Origin of the sequence: Pseudomonas sp. DR 5-09, from assembly GCF_001655595.1 — a bacterium.
In the GTDB taxonomy this organism is placed as follows: Bacteria; Pseudomonadota; Gammaproteobacteria; order Pseudomonadales; family Pseudomonadaceae; genus Aquipseudomonas; species Aquipseudomonas pharyngis.
Genome location: NZ_CP011566.1, coordinates 5,652,411 through 5,672,046, shown reverse-complemented (window position 1 = coordinate 5,672,046; position 19,636 = coordinate 5,652,411). Strand labels below are relative to the sequence as shown.

17 protein-coding genes are annotated in these 19,636 nt (G+C 62.7%); 13 read left to right on the top strand and 4 right to left on the bottom strand.

Annotated features, from left to right (window positions below):
- Positions 1–16: 16 nt before the first annotated feature.
- The 9 genes from ribBA (at position 17) to PDR5_RS25470 (ending at position 6,386) form a co-directional block, all read left to right on the top strand.
- Entirely contained in the window at positions 17–1,108 is a 1,092-nt protein-coding gene (ribBA, locus tag PDR5_RS25510; protein WP_039771922.1) for a bifunctional 3,4-dihydroxy-2-butanone-4-phosphate synthase/GTP cyclohydrolase II, read from the top strand.
- Between the two features lie 91 nt (positions 1,109–1,199).
- Entirely contained in the window at positions 1,200–1,676 is a 477-nt protein-coding gene (gene ribH / locus PDR5_RS25505) for a 6,7-dimethyl-8-ribityllumazine synthase (RefSeq protein WP_003228649.1), read from the top strand.
- The gene (gene nusB / locus PDR5_RS25500) at positions 1,673–2,173 is read left to right on the top strand and encodes a transcription antitermination factor NusB (protein ID WP_024014489.1); all 501 of its coding nucleotides are present in this window, start codon (positions 1,673–1,675) and stop codon (positions 2,171–2,173) included. Before ribH ends, nusB begins: the two co-directional genes overlap by 4 nt.
- 27 nt (positions 2,174–2,200) lie before the next feature.
- Positions 2,201–3,166 (top strand): thiamine-phosphate kinase, encoded by a 966-nt coding sequence (gene thiL / locus PDR5_RS25495; protein WP_064599733.1) that lies wholly within the window; start codon positions 2,201–2,203, stop codon positions 3,164–3,166.
- Positions 3,163–3,666 (top strand): phosphatidylglycerophosphatase A family protein, encoded by a 504-nt coding sequence (locus PDR5_RS25490; RefSeq protein WP_007910933.1) that lies wholly within the window; start codon positions 3,163–3,165, stop codon positions 3,664–3,666. The genes thiL and PDR5_RS25490 overlap by 4 nt, the downstream gene beginning before the upstream one ends.
- Positions 3,667–3,694: 28 nt before the next feature.
- The gene (locus PDR5_RS25485) at positions 3,695–4,420 is read left to right on the top strand and encodes a substrate-binding periplasmic protein (protein WP_064599730.1); all 726 of its coding nucleotides are present in this window, start codon (positions 3,695–3,697) and stop codon (positions 4,418–4,420) included.
- 132 nt (positions 4,421–4,552) lie between these two features.
- The gene (ribA, locus tag PDR5_RS25480; protein ID WP_007955551.1) at positions 4,553–5,170 is read left to right on the top strand and encodes a GTP cyclohydrolase II; all 618 of its coding nucleotides are present in this window, start codon (positions 4,553–4,555) and stop codon (positions 5,168–5,170) included.
- Entirely contained in the window at positions 5,167–5,586 is a 420-nt protein-coding gene (locus tag PDR5_RS25475) for a hypothetical protein (protein ID WP_064599728.1), read from the top strand. The genes ribA and PDR5_RS25475 overlap by 4 nt, the downstream gene beginning before the upstream one ends.
- Entirely contained in the window at positions 5,586–6,386 is an 801-nt protein-coding gene (locus PDR5_RS25470; RefSeq protein ID WP_064599726.1) for a cobalamin-binding protein, read from the top strand. Before PDR5_RS25475 ends, PDR5_RS25470 begins: the two co-directional genes overlap by 1 nt.
- Here the strand turns inward: PDR5_RS25470 and PDR5_RS25465 are convergent.
- From PDR5_RS25465 to PDR5_RS25450, 4 genes are all read right to left on the bottom strand, one after another.
- Entirely contained in the window at positions 6,383–8,266 is a 1,884-nt protein-coding gene (locus PDR5_RS25465; protein ID WP_064599725.1) for a TonB-dependent receptor domain-containing protein, read from the bottom strand. The genes PDR5_RS25470 and PDR5_RS25465 overlap by 4 nt on opposite strands.
- Positions 8,267–8,418: 152 nt before the next feature.
- Positions 8,419–10,317 (bottom strand): 1-deoxy-D-xylulose-5-phosphate synthase, encoded by a 1,899-nt coding sequence (gene dxs, locus PDR5_RS25460; protein ID WP_064599722.1) that lies wholly within the window; start codon positions 10,315–10,317, stop codon positions 8,419–8,421.
- A 91-nt stretch (positions 10,318–10,408) separates the two neighbouring features.
- Entirely contained in the window at positions 10,409–11,296 is an 888-nt protein-coding gene (gene ispA, locus PDR5_RS25455) for a (2E,6E)-farnesyl diphosphate synthase (RefSeq protein WP_064599720.1), read from the bottom strand.
- Positions 11,293–11,535 carry an exodeoxyribonuclease VII small subunit gene (locus PDR5_RS25450; protein WP_007894317.1) on the bottom strand — a complete coding sequence of 81 codons (243 nt, stop codon included), beginning with the start codon at positions 11,533–11,535 and terminating at the stop codon, positions 11,293–11,295. The genes ispA and PDR5_RS25450 overlap by 4 nt, the downstream gene beginning before the upstream one ends.
- Positions 11,536–11,898: 363 nt before the next feature.
- Between PDR5_RS25450 and PDR5_RS25445 the strand changes: the two genes are divergently transcribed.
- From PDR5_RS25445 to PDR5_RS25430, 4 genes are read left to right on the top strand one after another with little or no spacing between them, the layout of a single operon-like run.
- Positions 11,899–12,690, top strand: coding sequence for a YfaP family protein (locus PDR5_RS25445; protein WP_064599718.1), 792 nt, complete (start codon positions 11,899–11,901; stop codon positions 12,688–12,690).
- A 35-nt stretch (positions 12,691–12,725) separates the two neighbouring features.
- On the top strand, positions 12,726–14,438 hold the full coding sequence (locus PDR5_RS25440) for a DUF2138 domain-containing protein (protein ID WP_064599716.1): 1,713 nt from the start codon (positions 12,726–12,728) through the stop codon (positions 14,436–14,438).
- Positions 14,408–15,073 carry a DUF1175 domain-containing protein gene (locus PDR5_RS25435; protein ID WP_064599714.1) on the top strand — a complete coding sequence of 222 codons (666 nt, stop codon included), beginning with the start codon at positions 14,408–14,410 and terminating at the stop codon, positions 15,071–15,073. The genes PDR5_RS25440 and PDR5_RS25435 overlap by 31 nt, the downstream gene beginning before the upstream one ends.
- Positions 15,070–19,635, top strand: a complete 4,566-nt coding sequence (locus PDR5_RS25430) for an alpha-2-macroglobulin family protein (protein WP_082934448.1) — start codon at positions 15,070–15,072, stop codon at positions 19,633–19,635. The genes PDR5_RS25435 and PDR5_RS25430 overlap by 4 nt, the downstream gene beginning before the upstream one ends.
- The last annotated feature ends 1 nt before the right edge of the window (position 19,636 follow it).

The window sequence follows — 19,636 nt, the reverse complement described above, 5'->3', positions numbered from 1 at the left end:
CTGAAGGGGGTGCCTTGTGGCGCTCAATAGCATCGAAGAACTGGTTGAAGACATCCGCCAAGGCAAGATGGTCATCCTCATGGATGACGAAGACCGCGAGAACGAAGGCGACCTGATCATGGCCGCCGAATGCTGCAAGGCCGAGCACATCAACTTCATGGCCAAATACGCCCGTGGCCTGATCTGCATGCCGATGAGCCGCGAGCGCTGCGAAACCCTGAAGCTGCCGCTGATGGCGCCACGCAATGGTTCCGGTTTCGGCACCAAGTTCACCGTCTCGATCGAAGCGGCCGAAGGCGTGACCACCGGCATTTCCGCCGCTGACCGTGCGCGCACCGTGCAAGCGGCCGCCGCGAAAGACGCCAAGGCCGAAGACATCGTCAGCCCGGGCCACATTTTTCCGCTGATGGCCCAGGCCGGTGGCACCCTGGCCCGCGCCGGCCACACCGAAGCCGCCTGCGACCTGGCGCGCATGGCCGGTTTCGAGCCGAGCGGCGTGATCTGCGAAGTGATGAACGATGACGGCACCATGTCCCGTCGCGCCGAGCTGGAAGCCTTCGCCGCTGAACACAACATCAAGATCGGCACCATCGCCGACCTGATTCACTACCGGATGATCCACGAACGTACCGTTCAGCGGATTGCCGAGCAGCCGCTGGACAGCGAACTGGGCCAATTCAACCTGGTGACCTATCGTGATTCGGTGGAAGGCGACGTGCACATGGCACTCACCCTGGGCACCGTTTGCGCCGAAGAACCGACCCTGGTTCGCGTGCACAACATGGACCCGCTGCGCGATCTGCTGATGGTCAAGCAACCGGGCCGCTGGAGTCTGCGCGCCGCCATGGCTGCGGTTGCCGAGGCCGGCAGCGGTGTGGTGCTGTTGCTCGGTCACCCACTGGATGGCGACGTGTTGCTGGCGCACATCCGCGAAACCGGCGATCAGGCCGCACCGAAAAAACCGACCACCTACAGCATCGTCGGTGCCGGTTCGCAGATCCTGCGTGACCTCGGTGTGCGCAAAATGCGTTTGATGTCGGCACCGATGAAGTTCAATGCGATATCCGGTTTCGATCTGGAAGTTGTAGAATACGTGCCCTCCGAATAATGACCGGTTGTTTCCGGCCCTGTATTCGCGGCAAATAAATCACTGAGGGACGCGAAACAGACGCGTCCCGGCTCTTTAAGAGATCTGACGAATGACCCTGAAGACCATCGAAGGTACCTTCATCGCCCCTAAAGGCCGCTACGCTTTGGTAGTGGGCCGCTTCAACAGCTTCGTGGTTGAAAGCCTGGTCAGCGGTGCAGTTGATGCCCTGGTTCGCCACGGCGTGAGCGAAAGCGACATCACCATCATCCGCGCACCTGGCGCCTTCGAAATCCCGCTGGTTGCGCAGAAAGTCGCCCAGAAAGGCGAGTTCGCAGCAATCATCGCCCTGGGCGCGGTCATTCGTGGCGGTACTCCGCACTTCGAATACGTGGCGGGTGAGTGCACCAAGGGCCTGGCCCAGGTGTCCATGGAGTTCGGCGTACCGGTCGCTTTCGGCGTCCTGACCGTTGATTCCATCGAGCAAGCCATCGAACGTTCCGGCACCAAGGCCGGCAACAAAGGTGCTGAAGCTGCCCTGTCCGCTCTGGAAATGGTCAGCCTGCTGGCGCAGTTGGAGGCCAAGTGATTAGCGACGAAAGCGATCGTTTCAACCCGCGCGATCCGAAACCTGCGGATGCCGGCAAGCCATCGAAGAGCGCCAAGCGCCGCGAAGCCCGTCAGCTCGCGACCCAGGCCCTGTATCAATGGCACATGGCTCGGCAATCGTTGAACGAGATCGAAGCGCAGTTCCGGGTCGATAACGATTTCACCGATGTCGACGGGGCTTACTTCCGCGAAATCCTCCACGGGGTTCCGCAGTTCAAGACCGAAATCGACACCGCGCTCACGCCTTGCCTGGACCTGGCGATCGAAGAGCTGGACCCGGTTGAACTGGCAGTTCTGCGCCTGTCCACCTGGGAACTGCTCAAGCGCGTCGACGTGCCGTACCGCGTTGTGATCAACGAAGGTATCGAGCTGGCCAAGGTGTTCGGTTCGACCGACGGCCACAAGTTCGTCAACGGCGTGCTCGACAAGCTGGCTCCGCGCCTGCGTGAAGCTGAAGTGAAGGCGTTCAAGCGCTGATCCGCGCTTGAATACTTTTTCTCAGCCATGGGCGAGTTTGAGCTGATCCGCAATTTCTTCGCCGCCGCGCCTTGTGCGCAGGGCGGCGAAGGCGTTGCACTGGGGATCGGTGACGACTGCGCCTTGCTGGCGGTCCCTTCCGGGGAACAGCTGGCGGTTTCCACCGATACGCTGGTGGCCGGCGTGCATTTCGCCGATCCCTGCGATCCGTTTCTGCTCGGTCAGCGCTCGCTGGCCGTGGCGGTCAGCGACCTCGCTGCCATGGGCGCCACGCCCGTCGCCTTTACCCTTGCCCTGACCTTGCCGACGGTGACCGCCGATTGGCTGCAAGCCTATGCCCGCGGTTTGAATCGCATGGCGCAGGACTGCGGCGTGGCACTGGTCGGCGGCGACACGACCCGCGGGCCGTTGAGCCTGACCGTCACCGTGTTTGGTCGCGTCCCGGCCGGTAAAGCGCTGACCCGCAGCGGCGCGCAGCCGGGCGATCTGCTGTGTGTCGGCGGTGAGTTGGGCAATGCCGCCGGGGCCTTGCCGCTGGTGCTGGGTCAGCGTGACGCCGAGCCTCACATTGCCCAGCCGCTGCTTGATCATTACTGGTCGCCGCAACCGCAACTCGCTCTCGGTCAGGCCCTGCGTGGCAAGGCCACTTCGGCGCTGGACATCTCCGATGGGCTGCTCGCCGATTGCGGTCACATCGCATTGGCCTCGAAGGTCCGCCTCGAAGTCGAGCGCGAGCGCGTTCCGTTGTCGGAGGCGCTGGTGGCGTTTCTCGGTCAGCGCGGCGCCGAACGTGCGGCGTTGAGCGGTGGCGATGACTACGTGCTGGCCTTCACCCTGCCGGCCGTCGAGTTGCCGGCGCTGCTCGCCGATGGCTGGTCGATCCATGTGATCGGCCGCGTGACGCAAGGGCAGGGCGTAGTGTTGCTGGATCGCGACGGGCACGACATCACCCCGCAAATCCGGGGTTATCAACATTTTCAGGAGTCACCGTGACAGATCACCCGAAACAGGTTCCGGCCGAATTCGTTCCGCCGTCGGTCTGGCGCAATCCCTGGCATTTCCTCGCGTTCGGCTTTGGCTCGGGCACCTTGCCCAAGGCGCCGGGCACTTGGGGCTCGTTAGTTGCGCTACCCTTTATCCCGTTGTGGCAGATGCTGCCGGACTGGGGTTACTGGCTGATGCTCGGGATCACCATGTTGTTCGGCTTCTGGCTGTGCGGCAAAGTGGCCGACGATCTGCGGGTGCACGACCACGAGGGCATCGTCTGGGACGAAATGGTCGGGATGTGGATCACCCTCTGGCTGGTGCCGGAAGGCTGGTACTGGTTGCTCGCCGGGTTCCTGGTGTTCCGCTTCTTCGACATTCTCAAACCGTGGCCGATCCGCTGGATCGACCGGCATGTTCACGGCGGCGTCGGCATCATGCTCGACGACGTGCTGGCCGGCGTGTTTGCCTGGCTGGCGATGCAGGGACTGGTGTGGATTTTCGCCTGATTTCCGGGCGTGGAGGAGGGACGCAGGGATGACTCGACGCTGGTTGGCGATAGTGGTTTTGACCTTGCTTGGTGCCGTGGCCCAGGCACAGGACGCATCGCCGTCGGTCATTCACCTGGCCAGCGAAGACTGGGAAGACTACACCGCCGCCGACGGCCATGGCCTGGCCTGGGATGTGTTGCGCAAAGTGTTCGAGCCGGCCGGCGTGACCCTGGATATTCGCACCGTGCCCTACACTCGTTCGGTGGGGCTGGTACAACTGAAGGAAGTCGATGCACTGGTCGGTTCCTATCGCGGCGAAGCCGAGCAGGTGCTGTACCCGAAATGGAATTTCGATTCCGACCACATCTACGCGCTCGGCCTGGCCAGCAATCCTTCGCCGACCCAGGCGACCCTGGGCAAGTACCGACTGGCCTGGGTGCGCGGCTATCGCTACGAAACCTATCTGCCGAACGTCAAACGCTTCAACCAGATCGAGCGCCGCACCGGGATCCTGTCGATGCTCAAGCAGGGGCGGGCGGATTACTACATCGATGCGCTGACGGAAATCGAAGCGGTGCTGCGAAACGCCGCCGATCCTTCGCCGTACCGTTATTCGCATCTGGCAGAGTTGCCGCTGTACCTCGGCTTCGCCGACACCCCGCAAGGCCGGGCGCTGATGTCGATCTACGACCAGCGCATGGAGCAACTGGTGAAAAGCGGCGAGTTGAAGCCGATCTTCGAGCGCTGGAAGCAGCCGTATCCGTTCGAGTAAAGGCGATAGCGACGAGCCTGTCATCAAACTTTTTGATAGTTATCCCCGATAATTCAGCCTAAGCGCCTGTAGGAACCTGCTGTTACAATGCCGCCCAGCGAATCTCGGACTTTTCAGATCAGGAGCACACCGGTGCCTGTCGTTTTTGTCGCCGCTTCCAAGCTGCCAACGCCTTTTGCGCAATTCACCATGCACGGTTTTCTCGATGAAGCCACCGGCCGCGAGCACGTCGTGCTGAGCCTGGGCGAGATTGCCGACGGTGCCCCGGTACTCGGCCGTCTGCACTCCGAATGCCTGACCGGCGATGCCTTGTTCAGCCAGCGTTGCGACTGCGGCTCGCAACTGGAAGGCGCCCTCAAGGCCATCGCTCGCGAAGGCCGTGGTGTGTTGCTGTACCTGCGTCAGGAAGGGCGCGGCATCGGTCTTTTGAACAAGATCCGTGCCTACGAATTGCAGGACGGCGGCGCCGACACCGTTGAAGCCAACGAGCGTCTGGGCTTTGCCGCCGACCAGCGTGACTATGCCATGTGCCTGCCGATGCTCGAGCATCTGGGCGTCAAATCCCTGCGCCTGATGACCAATAACCCGCGCAAGGTCAAAGCCTTGACCGACATGGGCATTGTCGTCGCCGAGCGCGTGCCGCTGCACACCGGCCACAACCCGCACAACAAACTCTATCTGGCGACCAAGGCCAGCAAGCTCGACCACATGATGGGTAACGAGCATCAGGGCGAGGTAGACCGGGCGTGACCCGCGGGCAAGTGCGGCGCCGTCTGTCGATCGCCTGGTGGAAATACCTGGCGCTGGCGCTGTTGCCGCTGTTCGTGATCAACGCTGTATTCGGTCAGGGCGAGGCAATTCTGCCGGTGCTGGCGATGCCTTTCTTTATCGCGGGCGTGGCCTCCATGTTTGTCAGCCTGAAGTTTTTCGGCCGCTACAAGCATGCGCTGATCGCCACGCAAAAAGCCCTCGATACCCCTGACGAGCCCGCCGCCTGGATCGCCCTGGCGGCCTGCCTTCGCAGTGCATTCGTGGTCGCGGCGCTGCCGGCATGGATTGGCGCGCTGGCGGTGTTTGTCGGTCTTGAAGCGGTGCCGCTGATGTTGCTGGCGCTGTCCACGGCGGTGCTGTTCTACCTCTACCGTATCCCGCGTCAACTCGCCTGATGCGTCGTCTCTGGCTGGCGGTTCTGCTGCTGGCCGTCAGCGGTGAAACGCTGGCCGCCCTACGGGTGGTCAGCCTCGCGCCATCCCTGTCTGAAATCGTGGTTGAACTGGATTCGGCCGATCTGCTGGTCGGCGTGCTGGATGCCGGTGAGCGTCCGTCTGCTATCAAGGACGTGCCTTCGGTGGGCCGTTATGGCCAGCTCGACATGGAACGGCTGCTCAGCCTCAAACCTGACTTGTTGCTGCTATGGCCCGGCAGTGTCGGCCCGGCCCAGCGTGATCAGCTCAAGCGCCTGAACATCCCGACGTTCGTTGCCGAGCCTCACAGTCTCGAACAGCTGACTGCGCAGATTGAGGGCATCGCGATACAGCTCGGTCGTCCTGAGCGTGGGATCGCGCGGGCCAGCGAGTTGCGGCAAAAACTCGATAAGCTGCGCCAGCGCTACCGCCGCGAAGTACCGCTGCGGGTGTTCTATCAGGTTTGGGACAAGCCGCTGTACACCGTCGGTGGCGGGCAGATCATCAGCGATGCGCTTGAAGTGTGCGGCGCACGCAATGTGTTTGCCGACTTGAGTCTGCCGGCGCCGCAGGTGAGCATCGAGGCCGTTTTACAGCGTGATCCCGAAGTGATTCTGGCCGGCGATCAGCTGCAACTGGACGCGTGGAACGCCTGGCCGCAGGTGGCAGCGGCCAAGCACGGGCAGTTGCTGCTGGTCACCGACAAAGGCCTGGAGCGCCCGAGCGGGCAGATGATCGAGGCGACCGCCAAACTCTGCCACCTGATCGCGCCAGACCGTTAGAGCTGCGGTGTCCAGGTCACCCCGAACATGAACGCCCGACCTTCCTCGCGATAGTCATACTGACTGCCGTCATGGCTGTACAGCGCCCGGCTGTAACCCTTGTCCAGCAGGTTGTCGACCTTGAAATCCAGCTTGATCTCGCGGTTCAGCGCCCAGCTGCTGCGCAGTCCTAGCAGTGCATAACCGCCCAGTGGTTGCTGATTGTTCAGATCGTCATAGCTGCTGCTGACCGCTTGCCAGCTGGCACCAAGACCGAGGCGATCGAACTGTCGGTCCAGATCCCAGCTCAAGGTGCGCCTAGCACGACGTGCCAAGGTGTGGCCGGTGTCGCGGTCGCGGGGATCGATGATCGCCACGCCGAGGTTGCTCTGCCAGCCGAACAGCTCCTGTTTCAGCGCTGCTTCGAAGCCGTTGATCCGCGCCGAGGCGACGTTCTCTGGAGGGTTGCCGTCAGCGGCGATAATCGCGTCCTTCAGATCTGTACGATAAATCGACGCCTCTAGGCGGCTGCTGTCATTTAACTGGCTGCGCCACTGCAACTCATAGCTTTTGGAGGTTTCCGGTTTCAGATCCGGATTGCTGTACTTGGGGTAGTACAGATCGTTGAAAGTAGGGGCACGGAAGCCTTCGCTGTAGCTCAAGAGCAGATCGTTGTCGGGGTTGACCGGCAACGTCAATGTGCCGCTCCAGCTGTTCTGGCCACCGAACTGCTGATTGTCATCACGACGCAGGCCCAGTTCGGTGGAGAAACTGTCGGCCTGGAAGCGATGCTGGATGAACGCGGCGCGGTTCCAGCGGCTGTCTTCGTCGAACGCGGTGCTGCTGTTGATCCGGTCTTCGTACCAGTCGCCGCCAAGGATCAGGCTGTTGCGCGCATCGAGGGTCAGGTCGTTCTGCCAGGTCACCGAATCCCGATAGGTGTTGAACACCGAGCGTTCGTCGCTGAGCTTGTCGAAGGTCTCCTCGCGGTTTTCGCTGTGGCCGAGTTCCAGACGCGACTTCCAGCGCTCGTTGATCCGCGCATCGATGTAGCTGCTGAAACTGCTGACGGTGAAATCGCTGTAAGGCTGCTCTTCATAGGATCGGCCGGTTGTTTCAACGTAACGTCCCCATGGACTGTCGAACTCGCTTTTGCCACGGTTATCCAGCAGGTTGGCACCGAGTTCGATGTCATCGCTCAGCGCATGGCTGAGGCTCAGGCTGATGGACTTATTGCGATAGCCATCGTGATCGCTGTCGCTGGGATAGGACTCGTGGGTGCGGTCGATCCCGGCGGTTTCATCGAGACTGGCGCCGAGGTTGAAACGGGTTTTCTCATCGCCTCCGGACAGACCGACACTGCGCTCCCAGGTCTGGTTGCTGCCGAAGCCCACATGCATCCGCGGCTGCAAGCCCTGTTCGCCGCCGCGTCGGGTGAAGATCTGAATCACCCCGCCAATTGCATCGCTACCGTAAATCACCGAACGCGAACCGCGCAGCACTTCCACGCGCTCGATCTGTTCGATGTTCAGGTGTTGCAGGTTGCTGTCGCCGGACGTCGAATTGCCGATGCGTTGGCCGTCGACCAGCACCAGGCTTTGCGCCGATTGCGTGCCACGAATGTAGATCCCCGGCAGACTGCCGCGCCCGCCGGTTTGCGCCACTTGCACGCCCGGCACCCGTTGCAGCAGATCGGTGACGCTGCGCGGTTGCAGGCGCTCGATGTCTTCGCGGGTGAAAACCGTATTGGCGGCACTACTGTCGTTGCGCGCTTCGACCTGGCGGTTGGCGCTGATCAGCACGTCCGGCAGCTTCAGGGCCTGGTCGCGTTCGAAGGTGTCGGCGAGGGTGTTGGCGGATGGCAGCAGCAGGAGGGGCAGGGCGACGCGCGAGAGGTTCATCGGTATTCCGTAGGTCTTTCAGGTGTACACAAATCAAATGTGGGAGCGGGCTTGCTCGCGAAGGCGGTTTGTCAGTCAACTCATCATCGACTGATCCGACGCTTTCGCGAGCAAGCCCGCTCCCACATGGGGTTTTGCGTTTATCCAGCGAATTAGCGGTTAAGCAGTTCCAGGCGCTCCCGCACCGCCGCTTCGATCCCGACTTCATCCAGCCCGCACTCGGCCAGCATCTGCGCCGGCTTGGCGTGCTCGACGTAAACGTCCGGCAAGCCCAGGTGCAGCACCGACTTGAGGATGTTCTCGCGGGCGAGGAATTCGCTGACCGCGCCACCGGCGCCGCCCATGATCGCGTTCTCTTCGAGGGTCACCAGTAGCTCGTGGCTGTCGGCGATCTCGCGTACCAGCGCTTCGTCCATCGGCTTGACGAAACGCATGTCGACCACGGTCGCGTCCAGCGTCTCGGCCACTTTCAGGGCTTCGGCCATTTGCACGCCGAACACCAGCAGGGCGACCTTGCTGCCCTGACGACGCACCACACCCTTACCGATCTCGATCGGTTCGAGGTCTTTTTCGATGGTCGCGTTCGGGCCGTTGCCGCGTGGGTAACGCACCGCCGCCGGGCCGTTGTAGAGGTGGCCGGTGGTGAGCATTTTGCGCAATTCGTTTTCGTCGCTCGGGGTCATGATGACCATGCCCGGGATGCAGCGCAGGTACGAAAGATCGAAGCTGCCGGCGTGGGTCGGGCCGTCTTCGCCCACCAGACCGGCGCGGTCGATGGCGAACAGCACATCGAGGTTCTGCACCGCGACGTCATGCACCAACTGGTCGTAACCGCGTTGCAGGAACGTCGAGTAGATCGCCACCACCGGTTTCGCGCCTTCGCAGGCCATGCCGGCAGCGAGGGTCACGGCGTGTTGCTCGGCAATCGCCACGTCGAAGTAGCGCAGCGGGAAACGCTCGCTGAACGCCACCAGATCCGAGCCTTCCTTCATCGCCGGGGTGATGCCCACCAGACGCGGGTCGGCAGCGGCCATGTCGCACAGCCATTCACCGAACACGCCGGAATACTTCGGCCCGCCGGCCTTCTTCGGCGCAGCGGCCGGGGCGTCCAGCGGTTCGAGTTTGGTGATGGCGTGGTAACCAATCGGGTCGACTTCCGCCGGGGCGAAGCCTTTGCCTTTCTTGGTGACGATGTGCAGGAACTGCGGACCTTTCAGATCGCGCATGTTGCGCAGGGTGGCGATCAGGGTCGGCAGGTCGTGACCGTCGATCGGGCCGATGTAGTTCCAGCCCAGCTCTTCGAACAGGGTGCCGGGGACCAGCATGCCTTTTGCGTATTCTTCGGTGCGGCGGGCGATTTCCCAGGCGCCGGGCAGGCGCGACAGCACTTTCTTGCTGCCTTCACGCATGCTCGCGTAAGTGCGGCTGGAAAGGATTTTCGCCAGATAGTTCGACAGCCCGCCGACGTTGCGCGAGATCGACATGTCGTTGTCGTTGAGGATCACCAGCATGTTGGCGTCGACTTCCGGCGCGTGGTTCAGCGCCTCGAACGCCATGCCGGCGGTCAGTGCACCGTCGCCGATCACCGCGATGGCCTTGCGATCACTGTTCTGCAGGCGGGCGGCGATGGCCATGCCCAGCGCGGCACTGATCGAGGTGCTGGAGTGGCCGACGCCGAAGGTGTCGTACTCGCTCTCGGAGCGGCGCGGGAAGGCGGCGATGCCGTCCTTCTGGCGCAAAGACTCCATGCGCTCGCGACGACCGGTGAGGATCTTGTGCGGATAGGCCTGATGACCGACGTCCCACACCAGCCGGTCATCCGGGGTGTCGAAGACGTAATGCAACGCGATGGTCAGCTCGATGACGCCCAGGCCGGCACCGAAATGCCCACCGGTCTGGCCGACCGTGTAGAGCAATTCCAGGCGCAACTCATCAGCCAGGGTTTCCAGCTCGGCTTCGCCTAACCGGCGCAGGCCGTCCGGCGTGTTAGCGCGGTCGAGCAGGGGCGTGGTCGGGCGCTTGCGGGGAATCTCATGAAACGTCGTGGGCATCAGGCGAATCGTTATAGGTATAAAAGATGCGGCAGTTTACCTGATGCATCGCCCCCTGCCCACGCGTTGGTCTTTTTTGGCAGATAAGCCTTCAGTTGCGCCGGTCGACGATATACCGGGCCAGATCGCGCAACGGCTCGGCAGCCGCGTCAAACGGTCGCAGCGCGTGCAGGGCCTGATCGCGCAGTTCCAGCGCGTAAGCCTTGGCGGCGTCGAGGCCGAGCAGGGCCGGGTAAGTTGGCTTGTCACGGGCAATGTCGGCGCCCTGGCGTTTGCCGAGGGTTTCGGTATCGCTTTCGACGTCGAGAATGTCGTCCTGCACCTGGAACGCCAGGCCGATGGCCTGTGCATAAGTCTGCAGGGACTTCAGTTCATCCTTCTCGGCACGGCCGCTGGCCAGGGCGCCGAGCTTGACGCTGACTTCGATCAGCGCGCCGGTCTTGTGCCGGTGCATCTGTTCCAGCGCTTTCTGATCAAGCTTGAGGCCGACCGAACCGAGGTCGATGGCCTGACCGCCGACCATGCCGGCCGGGCCCGCCGCGTGTGCCAGCGCTGTGACCTGCTGCAGGCGGATGTCCGCGCTCAGGTCGCTCAGACGCGGGTCGAGCAGGGCGCTGAACGCCAGACTCTGCAAGCCGTCGCCGGCCAGGATCGCGCAAGCTTCGTCGAATTTCTTGTGAGTGGTCGGCTGGCCGCGACGCAGATCGTCGTCGTCCATCGCCGGCAAATCGTCGTGTACCAGCGAATACGCGTGGATCAGCTCAACCGCACACGCCGCGCCGTTGGCCTGTTCGGCCTTGCCGCCGAGGGCTTCGCACGCCGCGTACGCCAGCAGCGGACGCACGCGTTTGCCGCCGTTCATCACGCTATAGCGCATGGCTTCATAAAGGCGCGCCAGTTCTGGCAGCGGGGCGTTGAACAGGGTTTCCAGTGCCGCGTTGACCCGCGCCTGGCTGGTGGCCGAATACGCTGCAATCATTCTGGCTGATCCGCGTCGAAGGGTTCCTCGGCGAGTTCGCCATCGCGCTCCAGCAACACCTGGACTTTCTGCTCGGCCTGGGCCAGCGCCGCCTGGCAGTCACGGGTCAGGCCGATGCCTTGCTCGAAAGCGGTCAGCGAGTCTTCCAGCGACAATTCACCGTTCTCCAGACGCTCCACCAGCGTTTGCAGGTCGGCGAGGGACTGTTCGAAATCCAGTGCAGCTTTTTTGCGGGCCATGGCGGCTAATTCCGGTTGACGTTAAACCGGCGCGACACTAGCAGATAGGGGGGGTATGGGCAAATGAGCGGGGTGTTGTGGCCGTTTCATCATGGTGTCGATATCGGTCTTGTCTGGCCCGAAAGTTATTCGGCTCATTTTGTGAGCCGAATAAGTCCGCTATTCGGCTCACGCCCCGTCAATGTGCGTGATTCCCACCGCAAAACCAGATGTATCCGATTGTTAAAAAACTGCCGAATCGCTAACCTTCGCGCCTTCTACGACCCGACAGTCACGGGTCTTTCAGACGAAACGCAGTATCGCCCACTGTGAAGCGCCGAGGATCGGGTGCAAGGTTTCGTCAGGCATGGCAGGAGGCATCACATGCGTTCACTTCTTTTGCTGCTGATCGGGTTGGCCTGCGCGCCCGCGCTGCTGGCGGCGCCGAGCGCGGAGCTGTCGGAGCCGGTGGGCGGCTGGCGCTATCACGGGCTGCTCGACCGCACGGAAAACCCGCAAGTCGCCTATCCCACGCCGCCCATCGATCGCGGCATCCAGCGCAATCGCACAATGATCCAGGGCCAGCTCAAGGCCATCGGGCATCTGCGCCCGCCCCACAGCCTGGCGGTGAATGGCAATCCACTGAATCTGTACACCGACGACGATGGGCGTTTCGCCCGGCCGTATGCGTTCGGCGCCGGCTCCAACAGCGTCGAAGTGATCAGCGCCGACGGCCAGTCGCTCAAGCGCGTTCAATTCTACGAAGCCAATAACCTGCGCACGCCGGCGCGGATCCGCGTGGTGCTCGGTTGGGACGACCCTAAAGCCGAACTCGACCTGCACGTCATTACGCCTGACGGCCAGCACGCCTTCTGGGCGCGCCCGGCGATGAGCAATGGCGGCGGCCTCGATCCGGACGGTGTCGACGGCCCCGGCCCGGAAATGTTCACCATGACCGCGCCGCTGCACGGCACCTATCTGGTTTACGTCAACTATTGGGGCAACTTCGGTAACGGCGGCTATAACTTCGAGGAGACCAGCAACCAGAACGAGGTGATCACCTCGCAGATCACGCTGGTGCTCAACGAAAACACCGTCGACGAAAAACGCGAAACGTTCATCGTGCCCCTGCGGGCCATCGGTGATCTGCTGCTGGTCAAGACTTTCAACTATTAAGCATCCCGCCACGGATGAACTCGGGTTCTGGAAAGATGAGCGATAACACTGCTGCACCGGCCGCCGTAACACCTGTCGGCAAACCTTCCCGGCGCTGGCCGTTACTGGCGGTCGGGCTGTGCCTTGTCGCCGGCGTGGCGGGCGGGCTCGGCTGGCTGATGCACAAACCCAAGGCGCCACCGGCGGAGCTGGCCAGCGACAAGCTTGGCCTGAGCCGCCCGGACGCGCTGCTGGAAACCCGCTCCCTGAGCCAGTTGCCCAAGGACCTGCTGACGGTGCCGTTCCTCAAGGCCACGCTCACCGAGGATTTCGTCTTCTATTACGAAACCCACGCCGACCGTCTCGGGTTGATCGGCAGTCTGCGGCGGATCATTTACGAGCATGACCTGAAGTTGCAGGACAGCCTGATCGAGCAGCTCTTCGATCAACCGGCAGACGTAGCGTTGTGGCGCGGCGCCGATGGTCGCTTGAAGGATTTCCTGCTGGTGATGGATCGCGGCGGTCTGGCCAAGGTGCTGGAGCCGCTGGCGAAAGTCGCCCTGGATGATTCGCAACTGAGCGTGCTCAGCACCCTGAAAGTCGGTGGCGATGAAGTGCCGCTGTATCAGCTGACCTACAACGCCGGCAAATCCCTGCTGTTCGCCTCCCGTGGCGACAAACTGGTGGTGCTGTCCAATCCGGCCAAATTCTACGACCCGGAAAGTGGTGCTTCGGAGGAATCCGGCCATGTTTCGCCGCAGGCGCTGGCGGCGTTGCTCAATGGCGAAAAACTGTTCCCCGAAGCGTTCGGATTGCCGGCCAAGACGCCGGAAACCAAGCAGCGCCTGTCGGTCAATTCCAGCGTCCTGGCCATGGGTTACCAGCGCTTCATCCCGAACTTCGCCGGCCTGCGTTTCGACATGGACGACAAGGGCTGGCACAGCTTTCTGGCCATGGATGAGCTGGAAAACCAGCCGGACTTCGATTTCAAACCGGTCTGGCAAGCCATGCCACTGGGCGCCAGCGCCTGCGTGACCTTGCCGGTGGCGGCCGAGCCGCAGAAACCGTTGCTGGTGAAACTCGGCGCCGAAGAAGCGGTGGCGCAAAAACTCACCGAACACGTGGCCGGCGCCGCGGGCCTGTGCTGGTACGCCGATTCGCGGCTGTACACGCCGTTGCTGGTGGCCAGTCTGAACGACGAAGACAACGGCAAACTCGACGCAGATATCGGCACGCTGTTCGATTCGATGGTCGGCGCCTACGAAGGCAAGGTCGAAGAACACGCGTTCCCGGTGGTCGAGAAACAGGAAGGCCAGAGCCATCTCTGGCAGCGTCAGGTCAGTTCCAATTTCGGCCCGTACGCGGCAAAGGATGCCGAGAACCCGGACGCAATCACCGGCCGTGCCTTCATGAAAGTCAGCCTGGCGCGCCACGGTTCGACGCTGCTGTTTTCCCTCGACGACAAACTGGTCGACAAGGCCCTCGGCACCCTCGACAAGCGCTTCCCGCCGATGGCCGACGTGCTGCCCAAAGACGTGCTGATGCCGATCTACTTCGGCCCGGATTCGATGGCACAGCTGATCCAGCAGGAAACCCTCGACAGCCTGCCGCAGGACATGGAGCCGGTGTTCTACAACGCCGCGCAAACCTACCTGATCCCGAAACTGCGCACTCTCGGCGGCATGGGCAAATACGCTCTGACCCTGCCTGAAGGCAGCGAGCCTGACGGTCACTGGCAATGGCTGCCGCTGGAGTGGAAAGCGCTGTGACCGGACTGATTCGCAGCCTCGGCTTGCTGGCGCTTTTGCTCAGCGCCGGCGTCCGAGCCGTTGAGGCCCCTGCCCTCGATCCGCAGCAGTCTCAGGTGTTTCGCGCCTGGTTCGTGCGCATCGCCCGGGAACAATTGAGCAAAGGCCCGAGCCCGCGCTGGTATCAGCAGGATTGCGCCGGCCTGGTGCGGTTTGCCGCCAACGAAGCGCTGAAAGTCCACGACGACAAATGGCTGCGCAGCAATGGCGTGTCCAATCGCTATCTGCCGCCGGAGATGGACCTGAGCGCCGACCAGCGCAAGCTCGCCCAGCAATGGCAGCAGGGCGGCGGCAAGGTCGGGCCCTACGTCAACGCGATCAAACTGATTCAGTTCAACAGCCATCTGATTGGCCGCGACGTGTCCCAGGCACGGCCCGGCGATCTGATGTTTTTCGATCAGGGCGACGACCAGCACCTGATGATCTGGATGGGCCGCTACATCGCCTATCACACCGGTACGACCACCCCAACCGACAACGGCATGCGTTCGGCAAGCCTGCAGCAACTCATGACATGGAAGGACACCCGATGGATACCCGACGCAGCCAACCCCAACTTCATCGGCGTCTATCGACTGAATTTTCTCTCCCAATGACCGGTGCCCGCATGCTGCGTTTACTGCCTTTTCTGTTGCTGTTGACCCTGCCGTTTTCGGCCGTGAATGCCGAAGACACCGTGGAGCCAAGCGGCTACACGCCGGTGTCCGGTGAAAGCTTTTTCCTGCTGGCCGACAGCAGTTTCGCCGCCGACGAACAGGCGGTGGTACGCCTCGAAGCGCCGGGCCGTGACTATCGTCGTTTCCGCATGGAACCGTACGGCGGCGCCGACATCCGCGTGTACAAGATCGACAAGCCGCTGGACTTCCTCAAGCGCCAGAAGAACCTGCACCGCGTGGTCAGCGACGGCCAGTTCAAGGGCGAAGGCCTGTCGAACACCCTCGCGTACCTGTGGGATAACTGGTATCGCAAATCCCGTCGGGTGATGCAGCGTGCCTTCTCTTACGAGTCGCGCCAGCAAGTCACCGAGGAAGTGCCGGAGCTGAAGATGGGCAATGCCATCGCCGCGCCGACGCCGTACGACGCGCAACCGCAGTTCGCCCTGATTCCGGGTCTGCCGGTGGTCAGCCAGTTCCGTTATCCGCTGTGGCAAGCGAAGCCGATCCAGCCGCCGACCGGCGTCAATCTGGCCGGGTCTTCCAGCGAGTTCGTCAGCGTTGCGCCGGGTAACGTCTACATCCCGTTGGGCAATCTGAAACCGGGCCTGTACCTGGTCGAAGCGCTGATCGGCAAGTACCGCGCAACCACCATGGTGTTCGTTTCCAACACCGTGGCGGTGAGCAAGATTGCCGGTGATGAATTGCTGGTGTGGGCCGCGCGCAAACACGAAGGCAGTTCGGTGCCGAAGGTCAACGTGCTGTGGACCGACGGCCTCGGCGTGATGAGCAGCGGCGCCACCGACACCGATGGTCTGCTGCGTCTGAAACACGTCAGCCCCGAGCGTTCGTTCGTGATCGGCGAGGACGAAGAGGGCGGCGTATTCGTCTCGGAAAACTTCTATTACGACAGCGAAATCTACGACACCAAACTCTACGCCTTCACCGACCGGCCGCTGTATCGCCCGGGCGATTGGGTGTCGCTGAAAATCGTCGGTCGCGAATTCAAGAATGCGCGGGACTCGGTGCTGCCGGGTGCAGCGGACGTCAATTTCAGCGTGCTCGATGCGACCGGCACCGAGCTGCAGCGCCTCGATCTGAAACTCGATTCCAAGGCCGGTACTCAGGGCCGTTTCCAGTTGCCGGACAACGCGGTGGCCGGTGGTTACGAGCTGCGTTTCAACTACAAGGATCAGGCCTACAGCAGCGCGTTCCGTGTGGCCGAGTACATCAAGCCGCACTTTGAAATCTCGCTGAATCTGGCCAAGCAGGATTACCGCACCGGCGAACCGGTGAAGGGCAGCCTGGTGCTGCTGTACCCGGACGGCAAACCGGTGGCCAACGCCAAACTGACCCTGAGCCTGCGCGCCCAGCAACTGTCGATGGTCGACAACGAGCTGCAATACCTCGGGCAATTCCCGGTGGAATTGACCAGCACCGAACTGACCACCGACAGCAAGGGCAACGCGACCCTCGACCTGCCGGCCGCCGACAAGCCAAGCCGCTACATGCTCACCGTGTTTGCCAGCGATGGCGCGGCGTATCGGGTCAAGACCACCAAGGAAATCCTCATCGACCGCGGCGCCGCCAGCTTCCGCCTGACCGCGCCGCAGCGCTTCAGCGCGGTGGGTGACAAGGTCGCGTTCAGCTACGCCAACGAGGGCGGCAGCCAACAGGCGCAGGCCGTTGTGCCGAGCAGCTACAGCTGGGTGCGTCTGGAAGACCAGACCACCGGCGAAGGCAAACTGGCGGCGAAAGACAAAGGCTTCAGCGTGACGTTCGATCGCCCGGGCACCTACAACCTGTCGCTGAAAGATCAGCACGGCCGAGTGCTTGGTGCGACTGGTCATTCCGTCACCGGTGACGGCGTCAAGGCTGTGCCGGGCACCGTGGAAATCGTCCTCGACAAACCCGAGTACAAGGCCGGCGACGAAGCGCTGGCGCTGATCACTTTCCCGGAGCCTGTCAGCGATGCGCTGCTGTCGCTGGAGCGTGACAAGGTCGAAGCCACCGCGCTGCTGGCCAAGGGCGGTGACTGGCTGAAACTGGAAAAACTCAGCGAAACCCAATACCGCGCACGCATCCCGGTGAAGGACAACTTCGCGCCGAACCTGACGTTCTCCGTGCTGTACACCAAAGGCGGTCAGTACAGCTTCCAGAACGCCGGGATCAAGGTTGTTGCGCCGCAGATCGACGTGGCAATCAAAACCGACAAAGAGACCTATCAGCCGGGCGATACCGTGACGGTCGACCTGACCACGCAGTTCGCCGGCAAGGCTGTGCCGGCGCACCTGACGGTCAGCGTGGTCGACGAAATGGTCTATGCGCTGCAACCGGAAGTCGCGCCGACCATCGACCAGTTCTTCTACCACCCGCGCCGCAACAACGTGCGCACCAGCGCCAGCCTGTCGTTCATCAGCTACGACGTGGCGTTGCCGGGCAGCCCGGGCGCACCGGGCAAGGCCAACCGCAGCGAACGCGGGGTGAAAGTGCTGGAGCGGCCGCGCCGCGAAGACGTCGATACCGCCGCGTGGCAGCCAGAATTGCTGACCGATGCCGACGGCAAGACTCGCTTCACCTTCAAGATGCCGGACTCGCTGACCCGCTGGCGCATCACCGCGCGAGCGATTGCCGATGATGGTCAGGTCGGGCAGAAAAAGCAGTTCGTGCGCTCGGAAAAACCGCTGTACCTGAAGTGGAGCGGGCCGAGCAAATTCCGCAAGGGCGATCAGCCGCAACTCGGCGTATTCGCCTTCAGGCAGGCCGAGAAACCGGTCAAGGCTGAGCTGGTGACGCACTACGCCGGCGCCGAGCAGCGTCTGCCGGTGACCCTCAATAACGGCATCAACTACCTGCCGCTACCGGCCTTCGCATTGGCCTCCGGCGAATGGACCGCCGAACTGGTGCAGGACGGCAAGACCGCCGACGCCCTCGCGGTACGCCTGACCGCCACCGGCGAAGGCTGGCAAGTGACGCAGACCCAGAGTCTCGACGTGGCCAGCGGCGACACGCCGCTGAGCCTGCCGGCGGACGCCACCGACATTCGCCTGCGTCTGGATGACAGCCCGCAAGCGCTGTTCCGTTCGGCCCTCGATGATCTGCTCAGCTATCCGTACGGCGGCGTCGAACAGACCGCCAGCCGCTTGCTGCCGCTGAGCATCGCTTATCCGTCGCTGGCGTCGAGCCCGCAGATCCGCGACCGCTTGCGCCTGATCATGCAGAACAGCCGTTTGCGCCTGGTGCAGATGGCCGGGCCGTCGGCGAGCTTCACCTGGTGGGGCTTCGACGGCGAGCCGGATGCGTTCCTCACCGCTTACGCCTATTACGCCGACTGGAACGCCAGTCAGGTGCTGGATCTGACCTTGCCGCCGGAGCACTGGCAGCGGGTGCTGGAGGTTTACGCCAAGCAGGCGCCGAACACGCCGTTGCTGCAACGGGCGCTGATTCTGTCGTTTGCCAAGCAGATGCATCTGCCGGTCAACACGCTGCTCAGCGGCTTGATGGAGGATCTGGCCAAGGCCGGAGAAGGCAATGCCGAAACCCTGATGGACGACGGCGAAGACAGTCTGGTGATGGGCGATCCGGATTCGGCGCTCGGGCTGGCGGCGGCGCGGGTCTTGACCGCATCGCTGGCGACCCAGTCGAAAGTTGCTTTGCCGGACGCGTTCAATCGTCAGTTGGGTGCTGCGCAACAGCGTTTGTCGGTCAGTTCGCAGCCGTTTGCCGAAGCGCTGAACCTGTCGCTGCAACCGTTCGATCAGGCTCGCGCGAACGCGCTGCTGCAACGCCTGTTGCCACAGCAGTCGACCCTTGAACGTGCGCTGGCGCTGACCTGGCTGCAACGCAGCATCGCCCAGGCTTCGCCGACCATCGCGCTGGCACCGGGCGAAGGCTGGAAGAAAAACTACGGCGCGACCGGCGAGATGTACTGGACGTGGCAGGGTGTTGCGCCGGTGCCGAGCGTGTTGTCGGTATCGGGCACTCAGGAGCGTCCGTTGCGTGCCGCGCTGAGTTACCAGACCCAGCAACCGGCGGTCGATCCGATGGCGGTGACCATCACGCGTCGCCTGTCGCGTCTGGTGCCGGGTGATGAAGCGTTCACCTTCAAACTGGAGCCGGTCGGCACTAAACCGCTGTCCAGCGACAGCCTGTATCTGGACGAGGTGATCCTCACCAGCAAAGCACCAAAACCGTTGCGCTACGGCATGCTCGAAGTGCCGTTGCCGCCGGGCGCCGATGTTGAGCGCACCACGTGGGGCATCAAGTTGCAGGGCAAGGACGGCACCGAGCCGACCGCGCTGGAGAAGGCGCGATTCGAACCGGGTCAACTGGCCTACGCGGTGCCGGTGGATGCACTGAGCGGTGAATTGCGTCTGCGGCATCTGGTGCGGTTCTCGCAGAAGGGCCAGTTCAACCTGCCGCCGGTGCGCTTCACTCAGGTCTACGCGCCGCAGCATCAGGCCCGCGAAGCGAAAGCGGCCCTTGGTCAGGTCACGGTCAACTGAC